Origin of the sequence: Treponema sp. Marseille-Q4132, assembly GCF_014334835.1 — a bacterium.
GTDB classification, from domain to species: Bacteria; Spirochaetota; Spirochaetia; order Treponematales; family Treponemataceae; genus Treponema_D; species Treponema_D paredis.
The window spans coordinates 1271325-1282337 of the sequence record NZ_CP060591.1 but is presented as its reverse complement, the minus strand read 5'-3'; the positions used below and the strand labels follow the sequence as shown (position 1 = coordinate 1282337).

Genomic DNA, 11013 nt, shown 5'->3' with positions numbered 1-11013 from the left:
AGTAAAAGCGAAATGCAAAAACAACAAAACAGATTATCGATTTTTACAAACGGTATCGTAAAAGAAAATCCTCTGCTCGTCATTTCGATCGGTTTGTGTTCTTCGCTTGCCGTTACGACGAACGTGTTCAACGGCATCGGTATGGGCTTTTCGATGATGTTCGTCCTCGTTATGAGCGAATTAATAATTGCGATTTTCCGCAATATTATTCCGGAAGACATACGCTTGCCCATTTTCATCATAGTCATCGCCGCTTTTACGACGATCGTGCAGCTTTTGCTTGAAGCATACATTCCGGCGCTGTCGGCATCTCTCGGCGTATTTTTGCCGCTCATCGTCGTCAACTGCATCATTATGGGACGCGTCGAATCGTTCGCGTCGAAAGAAGGCCCGCTCAATGCGGTTCTCGATGCGTTCGGCATGGGCTTCGGCTACACGTGGGTGCTTTGCGCCATTTCGATCGTGCGCGAACTTTTGGGGAGCGGTTCGCTGTTCGGCAAAGCTATCATTCCCGAAGCGTATACCGTAAAATTTTTATCGGATGCTCCGGGCGGATTTTTCGTGTTCGGTTTGCTTTCCGCAGTGACGCTCGCTGCTGAGCGCGCGGCAAAGATCAGAAAAGCGAAAGCGAAAGCAAAAGGAGGCGCGGCATGAACAACTTAATCAGCATTTTTATTAAATCGATGCTTATCGACAACGTCGTTTTTATTCAATATCTGGCGATCTGTCCGTTTATCGGCATGACGACGGAAACGGATAAAGCGACGGGCATGGGGATTGCGACTACTTTCGTTATCGTGCTCGCGACGGCCGTTACCTATCCGCTTTATTACGGAATCATGGTACCGCTGAAACTGCAGTATCTGCAGACGCTCATGTTCATTCTCGTCATCGCAGCTCTCGTACAGCTCGTCGAATTTTATCTCAAAAAATCGATTCCGGGATTGTACAGCGCGATGGGCGTGTATCTTGCACTCATCACGACGAACTGTGCGGTTCTCGCCGTTACGATCACGTGCATTAACAAAAATTATAATTATATCGAATCGATCGTATACTCGCTCGGTGCTGCGATCGGTTTTTTAATTGCACTCGTGATTATGTCCGGAGTACGCGAACGGATTAAAAGCTCTCCTCTTCCGCTTTTCATAAAAGGAAAGCCGATCCTGTTTATCACTGCGGGTTTGCTTTCGTTGTCGTTTTTAGGCTTCAAAGGTTTGATCTGAAAAGGAAGGGGGTACACTATGGTTGCTATACTTACGGCCGTTGCGGTTTCGTTCGCGCTTGCGTTTGTCATCGGCGTGCTGCTCGGTATTTTCAAAAAGATATTTTATATTCCGGTCGATGAACGCGTCGGAAAAATCCGGGCGGTGCTGCCCGGCGTAAATTGCGGCGCATGCGGCTATCCGGGCTGCGACGGCTTTGCGGCCGGCGTTGCATCGGGAGAAGCACCCGTAAACGGCTGTCTTGTCGGCCGCGCACCCGTTGCGCAGGCTATCGGCGAAATTATGGGTGTGCCCGTTCCCGCAAAAAAATAAGGGCAGCCCTTTGCGGCTTTAAACTTACGAATTTAAAAGGCTGTCCCTGAAGTTGTTGAAAACTTCATGAGGGCGGCCTTTTTAGTAGAAACGGTTTCGGCCGGTTTAACAATGAATACGCAAAAAGTAAAAAAAGGTTTGTCAAAATTCGATGTTCTCAATCTCGTAATCGGCTCGATTATCGGCTGGGGTTCGTTTATTTTGCCGGGTACTTTTTTTCTGCCGAAAGCGGGAGTTTTGAGTACGGTGATCGGTCTCGGTATCGGCGGCTTTTTTATTGCGATTATTCAAAAAGCCTACCAAGTGATGCTTACCTGTCATGTCGGTGAGGGCGGCGAATTTTCGTATGCGCTTTCGAATCTCGGAAAGATTCACGGCTTTATCGTCGGCTGGTCGCTGAGCCTGTGCTATTTGAGTATGATACCGCTCAACGCGACCGCATACGTTTTGATTTTGCGGAAAATTTTCGGGAGCACGGTGCTGTGGGGACATTTGTATACGATCGGAGGAACCGACGTGTATGCTTCGGATATCGTCATCGCGTCGATACCCATCGTCGTTTTTACGCTTATCAATTTGCGCGGGCTGTCGCTGAGCGCCCGCATTCAAAACGTCATGAGCGCTTCACTTGTCGTTATCGTTACGGCGCTTTTTTTTATTATCCTCGGCAAAAGCGATTTGGAAATTTTTTCGCACAATTATTTCGGCGTATCGCAGATTGCGAGCGCAAAAATCGCTTCGGTCGTCGCGATCGTTCCGTTTTTATTCGTCGGTTTCGACGTGATCCCGCAAGTATCGAACGATCTCCGTTTTTCGCCTGCAAAAGCTCATGCGACGGCGCTCGCCGGAATCGCGTTCGGTGTCGTCATTTATGCGCTTTTGAATATGATCGCGGGGTTAAGCTTCGCTCCTGAAGAAGCGGAAAAGCTCGAATGGGCGGTTGCCTCTTCGGTAACGGAAAAGACGGGGACGGCCGGTTTCGTATTCATGCTCCTAGCTCTTTTTTCGGCGGTTACCGGCGGCATCAACGGATTTATGATCGGCAGCAGCAAATTGCTCGGCGCCGTTGCAGGAGAAAAATTGAGTCCCTCGTTTTTGGGAGAAAAAAATGAAAAAGGCTTGTATCCGAAAGCGATTTTATTTATCGCAGGCGTCAGTTTGATCGGGCCGTGGATCGGCAGAGAAGTGATCGTCCTCATCGTCGATATGGCCTCCGTACTTGCCGCTTTGGCGTACGGATACGTCGGTTTTGTCGGTATAAAAAAAAGCGTTTCCGTTTTCGATAAGTTGTCGTGCGCTCTTGCGTGCGCCGTCGCGCTGCTCTTTATCGCTCTTTTGCTGTGGCCGACATCTCCCGCACGGCTCGGTGCCGGTTCGATCGTCTTTTTGATCGCGTGGACTGTGTTGGGCGTGTTGTTTTACCGTTTCGGTACGAGAGATATGAGTAGAAAAAAATAATTATTATTAATTATGGAGGTCATTATATGAACAAAGTGGAAAACGGTATCGGTTTTATCGTACTCGTTTTGAGTCTTGTGCTGGGATCCGTTTTTTTTGAGCGGAATGTTTTTTTTCCGCTTGGTCATCGGAATGGGGATCGGTTATGTTTTGACGCGCGCTTTTTTCGGTTTTGCCGGAAGCGTCAACCGCGCGTTCCGCACGGGCTCGACGAAATTGATGCGGACGCTGATGCTGATGTTTACGATTTCGGCGATTTTGACGGCGTCGTTCCTCATCTTTACGGATGCGAGTGCGTATAAGCTTTCGATTCATCCGATCAACGCCGGCCTTTTAATCGGCGGACTTTTGTTCGGTTTCGGCATGAGCCTTTCGTCGTGCTGCGCGAGCGGTTCGCTTACCGATATCGTAACGGGACTGCCGCGCGGCGGCATTACGCTGTTCTTTTTGTGCTTGGGCGTTTTTGTCGGATTTCCGTTTCAGGCAAAAGCTTCGTGGATCAAAGACAGCTGGTTTGTAAGCGGCAGCGGACGAAAGGGTGTCTTTTTCCCGGATTGGTTTGCAAAAGACGGTAAGGGCGGTTATTTGGGCGCGATTCTGGTAACCGTGCTCTTGGCGTCGATCGTGACAGTGCTTTCGTATCTGTACGAGCGCAAGCGCAAAAACGCGGACACGTTTTCCGGCGTCTGCACGGAAAAAGATCAGGACTCCGTGCCCGAACTGGATACCAAGCATTATAAATTTTTCAGCGCGGAAAATTATGAACACATCTTTGCAAAGCCGTGGTCGCTTGCGACGGGCGCCTTTGCCTTTTCGATTTTGTTTACGCTGCTCATGGGCGTAACGAAAGCGGGCTGGGGTGTTTCGACGCCGTTCGGTTTTTGGTTCGGAAAATTCCTGCGCCTGTTCGGCGTCAGCGCGGAATCGCTCGCGTCTTTTTCGGGAAAAAGCGCCGACTTTTACAACGCATCGCTTTTTTCCGGCACGTCGATTCAGGATATAGGCATCATCTTGGGAACGATTATCTGTCTTTTGCTCGCCGGCTCGTTTACGAAAACCTGTACGTCGGAACTTAAAATCACCTTTATCGACATTTTGGTGTTTGCGCTCGGCGGCTTTACGATGGGTATCGGAACGCGCTTTGCAAACGGCTGCAACGCGGGTGCGCTGTATACGCCGATCGCGAACTTTTCGCTTTCCGGCTGGATTTACCTCGTTGTCGTCGTTTTGGGCGGCATTGCGGGCAATATGCTTTTAAAAGCGATGAAGCGGATATAACATTCCCGCACGGCGCTCGGTGCGGCGTGCGTGCCGAGCGTGCTTTTTACGAAGCGCTTTTTTGTTGACAGGCGCTTTTTCCGATACGAAAACAGCACATATCTCCGATCGCTTTTCCAATCTCGACATTTGATCGAATACTTTGTACAATATACCCGTAAAAGTTTTTATGGAGGTTATATGAAAAAGCTATCGGTATGGGTTCTTGCGCTCTGTGCCGCCGTGTTGTGTTTTTCGGCGTGCGGTAAAAAAAGCGCTTCAGGCGCCGAGTTTATTATCAGCAACGGTGCCGAGCCGCAGTCGATCGATCCGACGCAGATTGAAGGCGTACCCGAACACCGCATTTTTTTGGCGCTGTTCGAAGGACTTGTCGATTACGACGTAAAAACGTGCGAAGCCGTTCCGGGCGTTGCGGAAAGCTGGGAGCGCAGCGCGGACAATACGGTCGTGACGTTCCATCTGCGCAAAACGACGTGGAGCGACGGTACGCCGATTACGGCAAAAACCTTTGTCGATTCGTGGCTCTATTATATGTCGCCGAAAACGGCTGCCGTCTACGGTTATATGCCGGCTTTGGTTATCAAGGGTGCAAAAGAATACAACGAAGGAAAAGCGCCTGAGAGTTCCGTGGGTATCCGCGCCGTCGACGATTATACGTTTGAAGTGACGCTCGTCGGTCCCGTTCCCTATGCGGTCGATATGATGGCGCACTATGCGTTCGCTCCTCTTCCGATGCACGCGATAGAAAAATACGGTTCCGAATGGATCAAAAAAGAAAACTTCGTCGGCAACGGTCCCTTCGTACTCGAATCGTGGGTGCCGCAGGACAAGCTCACCGTCGTTCCGAACGGCAAGTATTGGAATAAAGAAAATATATTCCTGTCGCGCATTACGTTTTTGCCGATCGAAGACAGCGTTACCTCTTACAACAAATACAAAAACGGTGAAATCGATTGGAACTCTTCGAGCGCTCATATCCCGCCGGATTTAATCGACGAAGTAGTACTCCGCGACGATTATCAGTGCGCGCCGTACCTCGGTTCGTATTATGCATTTTTCAATGTAAACAATAAAACGCTCAAAGACGTCCGCGTTCGTAAAGCGCTCATCCTCGCTCTCGATACGAAAGAACTCGTCGAAAAAGTAACGAAGGGCGGAGAGCTTGCGACCGGTGCTTTCGTTCCCGAAATGGCAGGCTATACTCCGCCGAAGGGTTTTTCGTTTAACCCCGAGGAAGCGAAGAAATTGCTTGCCGAAGCCGGCTATCCGAACGGTAAGGGTTTCCCCGTGCTTACGTATATTTTCAATACGAACGAAAAGCACAAAAAAACCGCCGAATGGGTACAGCAGCAGTGGAAGAAAAATCTCGGCATCAACGTCGAACTGCAGAACATGGAATGGAATTCGTTCCTGACAAAGCGCCAGGCGAACGACTTCGAAATCGCGCGCGCGGGCTGGATCGGCGACTATAAAGATCCGTCGAACTTCCTCGAACTGTTGACGACGGGCAGCGGAAACAACGACGGACGCTATAACAGTCCTGAATTCGATAAGCTCGTCAGCGACGCCGCCCGTATGCCGGCCGGACCTGAACGCATGAAAGTGCTTGAAAAGGCCGAATCGATTGCGATCGGACGGGACGCTGCGGTCATTCCGATGTACATCTACGTTTCACAGTGTCTTATCGATTTGAATAAATGGGACGGCTGGTACTCGAATGTTCTCGATATTCACTCGTATACGGGCTTAAAACCGAAAAAATAAAAAAAATAAATTGCAGAAAATGTAATTTTCTGGTACAATGAACGGAACGGCCTAAAACGGCTGTTCCGTTTTTTTTATGCCGGAGTAATTATATGGGAAAATTTATTATAAAACGTTTGCTGGGTCTCATTCCGACGCTTTTCGTTATCGTAACTCTGAGTTTTTTTATCACTCGGCTTGCACCGGGCGGGCCGTTTGCGAGTGAAAAAAAAGTACCTCCGGAAATCCTCGCGAATCTCGAAAAGCAATACCACATGGACGAACCGCTGTTTAAACAGTACTTGCGTTATGTCGGCAATGTTCTCCACGGCGATTTGGGGCCGTCGTTCAAAAACAAAGATTTTACGGTCAATCAGCTCATCGGCTCAAGTATGCCGAACTCTCTTTTGCTCGGCGTCATTTCGCTTGCTTTTGCGATGCTCTTCGGCATTACCTTCGGCCTTATCTCCGCGGTAAAACAAAATACGTGGGTCGATTACTCGACGATGTCTTTTGCGAGCGTAGGTCTTTCGGTGCCGCTTTTCGTCGTAGGGCCGGTTGCGGTTTTTGTTTTTGCGCTTACGCTCAAATGGCTTCCGACCTCCGGCTGGATCACGGGGCGTTACGGATGGAAAACGCTTATCATGCCGGCTTTTACGCTTGCCCTTCCGCGCTTTGCGTCGATCGCACGCCTGACGCGAGCGAGCGTGCTCGAAACGCTCCGTTCCGATTACGTACGAACCGCGCGTGCAAAGGGTTTGAAAAATTCCGTCGTCATGGTAAAGCACGTGCTCAAAGGAGCTCTGCTTCCGGTCGTCAGCTATCTCGGTCCCGCGTTTGCAGGTATCGTTACCGGTTCCGTCGTCGTCGAACAAGTGTTCCTCGTGCCGGGTATCGGAAACTTTTTCGTCAAATCCGCGCTCAACCGCGATTACACGCTCATTATCGGTACGGTTATCGTGTATTCGGGCATTCTTATCGTTATGAACCTCATCGTCGATATTTTGTACGGATTTCTCGATCCTCGAATTTCTTATAAATAACGGGAATATTAAAACGCTATGATTAAAAAAGAAAAAAAAGCGACGAACGAATTCGATCAGGAAATGAAATCGGTGTCGCTGACGGCGGATGCATGGAACCGCCTGCGAAAAAATAAAATGGCATACGCGAGTTTTTTGATCGTCGTCGTTTATGCGCTTATCGCCCTGCTTGCACCGGTGCTGCCTTTTTATCCCTATGCACAGCAAAATCTCAACCATACGAATCTTCCGCCGTCGTTTCAAAAAGCGGGAGCGGTCGAACTTGTAACGCGCAAAGCGTATTTTGCAAAAGTGATGGCAAAGGAAAAGCGCAGCGAATACAACGCGGAAGAGCAGGCGGTGATCGCTTCCATCGAAGAACGCAATAAAACCGATCCCGAACAGAACCGGAGATATTTGTTGGGTACCGATTCTCTCGGCCGCGATATGCTGTCGCGTACGGTGTACGGCGGACGCATTTCCATGATGGTCGGCCTCATCGGTACGGTGACCGCGCTTCTCATCGGTATCGTCATCGGTTCGATTGCGGGCTACGCCGGTGGCAGAATCGATTCGTTTCTCATGCGCTTTGTCGATGTCATGTACGGTCTGCCGTATATGCTCGTCGTCATCATTATGATGGCGATCGTCGGACGCAACGTCGCCATCCTCTTTATCGCGATCGCACTCGTGTCATGGCTTACGATCGGACGCGTTGTGCGCGGACAGGTGATGAGTTTGAAAAACATGGAGTTCGTTCTTGCCGCCCGTTCGATGGGAGCCCGTCCGTGGCACATCATCATGCATCATCTCATTCCGAATACGGTCGGCATCATCATCGTGTATACGGCGCTGTCGCTTCCGTCTTTTATCATGAGCGAAAGCTTTTTGTCGTTTTTGGGACTCGGCATTTCGGCGCCGCTTGCCTCATGGGGTTCGCTCATTGCCGACGGTGTGCAGGGTATGGCGCTCTATCCCTGGTGTTTGCTCGTACCGGCAGTCGTTATGACTGTATTTTTATTTGCAATGAATTTTTTAGGCGACGGCGTGCGCGACGCATTCGATCCGCAGTCGAAAAACAGGGTGTGAGGCATATATGACGGATGAAGTGATTTTACAGGTAAAAGACCTCCGCACCTATTTTTATACCGACGCGGGAGTCGTAAAAGCGGTAGACGGTTTGACTTTCGATCTGCACAAAGGCGAAACGCTCGGACTTGTCGGCGAGTCCGGTTCGGGAAAGAGCGTTACGAATCTTTCCATTATCAATTTGATTCAGACTCCGCCGGGAAAAATCGAAGGCGGTGAAGTGCTGTTTAACGGCGAAGATTTATTAAAAATGAGCGATGCGCGTCTGAGAGAAATACGAGGCGACAGAATTGCGATGATCTTTCAGGATCCGATGTCTTCTCTCAATCCGTACCTCCGGATTTCGACGCAGATGATCGAAACGATATGTCTGCATCAGGGGCTGAGCAAAAAGGCCGCGAAAGAAAAAGCGATCGAAATGCTGAAGCTTACCGGTATTCCCGCGGCGGAAAAACGCATCGACGGATATCCGCATCAGTTTTCAGGCGGTATGCGCCAGCGCGTCATGATCGCAATGGGGCTGTCGTGCAATCCCGACATACTCATCGCCGACGAACCGACGAGCGCGCTCGACGTGACGATCCAAGCGCAGATACTCGATTTGATGCAGGATTTGACGCACCGTCTCGGAACCGCCGTCATTTTGATAACGCATTCGCTCGGCGTCGTCGCCGGAGTGTGCGATACGATCGTCGTCATGTACGCCGGCCGCATCGTCGAACGCGGTACGACCGAAGATATTTTTTACGATACGAAACATCCGTATACGCAGGGGCTTATCAAATCGGTGCCGCGCCTCGACCGCGACGACGAAAGCAGACTTTTTTCGATCGAAGGGCAGCCGCCGAACGTCGTCGATTTGCCCGACTGCTGCCCGTTTTATCCGCGCTGCCATAAGGCATTGCCCGTGTGCAAAAACCGCTATCCGCCGGTCGTGGACTTTTCGGGCACGCACCATGCGGCGTGCTGGCTCTATGCGCAAAAAGACGGCGGAACACTTACCTCAGAGGACACGACAAAATGAGCGACAATATCCTTGAAGTACGCGATTTGAAAATGCATTTTCCCGACGGAAGCGAAGGTATTTTCGGCGGCAAAAAAAAATATATTTACGCGATCGACGGCATCAGTTTTGACATAGCCAAGGGAGAAACGCTGGGACTCGTCGGCGAATCGGGCTGCGGAAAATCGACCGTCGTGCGGACGGTTTCTCAGCTGTATAAGCCGACTGCCGGAAAAGTGCTCCTCGACGGAAAAGATTTGACGAAGATGAAAAAGTCGGAAATGATCGCAGTCCGGCGCGATATGCAGCTCGTGTTTCAGGACCCCTATTCGTCGCTCGATCCGCGCATGACGACGTCGGAAATCATCGCCGAACCCATGCGCATTTACAAAAAATACGGACTGCTCGATATAGCCGAAGCCGACATCACTTCTCGCGTCGAACACCTCATGGAACTCGTCGGTCTTTCGAAATTTTTCAAAAACAGATTTCCTCATGAATTTTCAGGCGGTCAGCGCCAGCGCATCGGCATTGCGCGCGCGCTTGCGCTGAAGCCTCGTCTCATACTCGCCGACGAACCCGTTTCCGCACTCGACGTTTCGATTCAAGCGCAAGTGTTGAATCTTTTTAAAGACATTCAAAAAGAAATGGAGCTGTCGTACCTGTTTATCGCGCACGATTTGGCGGTCATCAAATACATTTCCGACAGGATCGCCGTCATGTACCTCGGAAAAATCGTCGAAACGGGCGGATATAAAGACCTCTATGCGAATCCGCTTCATCCGTATACGAAAGCGCTGCTTTCCGCGGTTCCGATCCCCGATCCGAAAGTCGAACGGCAGCGCCAGCGCATCATATTGAAAGGCGACGTGCCTTCTCCCGACACGCAGCGGCCGGGCTGCTATTTTTACGACCGCTGTCCGAACCGCATGGAAAAATGCAAACAGTGTCAGCCGAAGTTCGTAAAACCCGCACAAGCGGCGTCCGGGCATTCGGTCGCGTGCTTTTTGTACGAATGAGGGAAGGAGGGAATACCCGCTTTCCCTGCGGCGAGCTCGGCGCTCCGCTTACACCTCTTATCACCGCACCGTGATGATAAAGTCTTTATTCGCCTTTCTAAAATCGTATGCGTATGTTTTTCCGCTGCGCGAAACGACGGCAAAGTATGCGTATGACGGAAGCGAATCTTCGAGCGGCGAATCGACCGTGTCCGTATCGCCGAAGTCTTTTAAAACGGCGATGCCTGCCTTTTGCCACGTTCCGTTTTTATCGTTGAACGCATACAGTGTGAACGAGATATTTTTATCGCTCGTCTCATTGATGAATTTGACGTTGTCTTTGAAAACGCCGGGAATGTTTCGAACGTCGGCTATTACCGCATCTTTTTTATAGCTTTCATCGGCCGATTCTTTTGCAGGGTAGATTCGAATACGCAAGTCGTTGTGCTTTTTTTCCGCTTCGTATTTGTACGTACCGTTTCCGTCGGGAATGACGGCGACGTATTCGACTTTACCTATTTTGCTTTCGAAATCGGAATCTATAGTATCACCGTCGTGAAAGCCCTTGAGCAAGGCTTTGCCGTACAGATTCCACGAAGCCTTTTTCGAATTGTAGATGTATACGCGGAACGAAATATTTTCGTCGTCCGACAAATTGATAAGCTTGATATTGTCTTTCATTTTACCCGGGACGGCAGCGGATGAAACGGCGATGACGGATGCTTTCGGATCGTCGAACGTTGGAGCATTTTGCTGAGCAAAGGCTCCGCATACGATTGCCGCTGCAAGCCCTGCGATTATTAATTTTCTCATAAAAATCCCCTTGCTGTAATTTATAGCGTATGACAGGGTACCTGAATCCTGCCGTATCTATGAAACGCTTT

The 11013-nt window shown here is 50.1% G+C and carries 11 protein-coding genes; 10 read left to right on the top strand and 1 reads right to left on the bottom strand.

Annotation, left to right across the window (positions count from 1 at the left end; translation table 11 throughout):
- Nucleotides 1-12: 12 nt before the first annotated feature.
- From rsxE to H9I35_RS05855, 10 genes are all read left to right on the top strand, one after another.
- A complete protein-coding gene (gene rsxE / locus H9I35_RS05900) occupies nt 13-654 on the top strand; it encodes an electron transport complex subunit RsxE (RefSeq protein ID WP_187420634.1) in 642 nt (213 codons plus the stop codon).
- Nucleotides 651-1226: an electron transport complex protein RnfA gene (locus H9I35_RS05895; protein ID WP_016522015.1), complete on the top strand. Its 576-nt coding sequence runs from the start codon at nt 651-653 to the stop codon at nt 1224-1226. The genes rsxE and H9I35_RS05895 overlap by 4 nt, the downstream gene beginning before the upstream one ends.
- Before the next feature lie 18 nt (nt 1227-1244).
- On the top strand, nt 1245-1538 hold the full coding sequence (locus tag H9I35_RS05890; protein WP_187420633.1) for an RnfABCDGE type electron transport complex subunit B: 294 nt from the start codon (nt 1245-1247) through the stop codon (nt 1536-1538).
- A 111-nt stretch (nt 1539-1649) separates the two neighbouring features.
- Nucleotides 1650-2996, top strand: coding sequence for an APC family permease (locus H9I35_RS05885; protein WP_187420632.1), 1347 nt, complete (start codon nt 1650-1652; stop codon nt 2994-2996).
- 105 nt (nt 2997-3101) lie between these two features.
- Nucleotides 3102-4274 carry a YeeE/YedE family protein gene (locus H9I35_RS05880; RefSeq protein WP_252722752.1) on the top strand — a complete coding sequence of 391 codons (1173 nt, stop codon included), beginning with the start codon at nt 3102-3104 and terminating at the stop codon, nt 4272-4274.
- A gap of 180 nt (nt 4275-4454) precedes the next feature.
- Entirely contained in the window at nt 4455-6038 is a 1584-nt protein-coding gene (locus H9I35_RS05875) for a peptide ABC transporter substrate-binding protein (RefSeq protein ID WP_187420631.1), read from the top strand.
- 92 nt (nt 6039-6130) lie between these two features.
- On the top strand, nt 6131-7060 hold the full coding sequence (oppB, locus tag H9I35_RS05870; protein ID WP_180484986.1) for an oligopeptide ABC transporter permease OppB: 930 nt from the start codon (nt 6131-6133) through the stop codon (nt 7058-7060).
- 18 nt (nt 7061-7078) lie between these two features.
- The gene (locus H9I35_RS05865; RefSeq protein WP_187420630.1) at nt 7079-8128 is read left to right on the top strand and encodes an ABC transporter permease; all 1050 of its coding nucleotides are present in this window, start codon (nt 7079-7081) and stop codon (nt 8126-8128) included.
- Between the two features lie 7 nt (nt 8129-8135).
- On the top strand, nt 8136-9152 hold the full coding sequence (locus tag H9I35_RS05860; RefSeq protein ID WP_016522008.1) for an ABC transporter ATP-binding protein: 1017 nt from the start codon (nt 8136-8138) through the stop codon (nt 9150-9152).
- A complete protein-coding gene (locus H9I35_RS05855; RefSeq protein ID WP_187420629.1) occupies nt 9149-10150 on the top strand; it encodes an ABC transporter ATP-binding protein in 1002 nt (333 codons plus the stop codon). Before H9I35_RS05860 ends, H9I35_RS05855 begins: the two co-directional genes overlap by 4 nt.
- 60 nt (nt 10151-10210) lie before the next feature.
- On the opposite strand, the gene H9I35_RS05850 is transcribed toward H9I35_RS05855, so the two are convergent.
- Complete coding sequence (locus H9I35_RS05850; RefSeq protein ID WP_187420628.1) at nt 10211-10942, bottom strand: hypothetical protein; 732 nt, start codon at nt 10940-10942, stop codon at nt 10211-10213.
- Between the last annotated feature and the right edge of the window lie 71 nt (nt 10943-11013).

Coding starts and splice junctions, on each gene's coding strand:
- H9I35_RS05895 (WP_016522015.1), top strand. CDS start 651: ATGAACAACTTAATCAGCATTTTTATTAAATCGATGCTTATCGACAAC.
- H9I35_RS05855 (WP_187420629.1), top strand. CDS start 9,149: ATGAGCGACAATATCCTTGAAGTACGCGATTTGAAAATGCATTTTCCC.
- H9I35_RS05875 (WP_187420631.1), top strand. CDS start 4,455: ATGAAAAAGCTATCGGTATGGGTTCTTGCGCTCTGTGCCGCCGTGTTG.
- H9I35_RS05890 (WP_187420633.1), top strand. CDS start 1,245: ATGGTTGCTATACTTACGGCCGTTGCGGTTTCGTTCGCGCTTGCGTTT.
- H9I35_RS05880 (WP_252722752.1), top strand. CDS start 3,102: ATGTTTTTTTTCCGCTTGGTCATCGGAATGGGGATCGGTTATGTTTTG.
- H9I35_RS05860 (WP_016522008.1), top strand. CDS start 8,136: ATGACGGATGAAGTGATTTTACAGGTAAAAGACCTCCGCACCTATTTT.
- H9I35_RS05850 (WP_187420628.1), bottom strand. CDS start 10,942: ATGAGAAAATTAATAATCGCAGGGCTTGCAGCGGCAATCGTATGCGGA.
- rsxE (WP_187420634.1), top strand. CDS start 13: ATGCAAAAACAACAAAACAGATTATCGATTTTTACAAACGGTATCGTA.
- oppB (WP_180484986.1), top strand. CDS start 6,131: ATGGGAAAATTTATTATAAAACGTTTGCTGGGTCTCATTCCGACGCTT.
- H9I35_RS05885 (WP_187420632.1), top strand. CDS start 1,650: ATGAATACGCAAAAAGTAAAAAAAGGTTTGTCAAAATTCGATGTTCTC.
- H9I35_RS05865 (WP_187420630.1), top strand. CDS start 7,079: ATGATTAAAAAAGAAAAAAAAGCGACGAACGAATTCGATCAGGAAATG.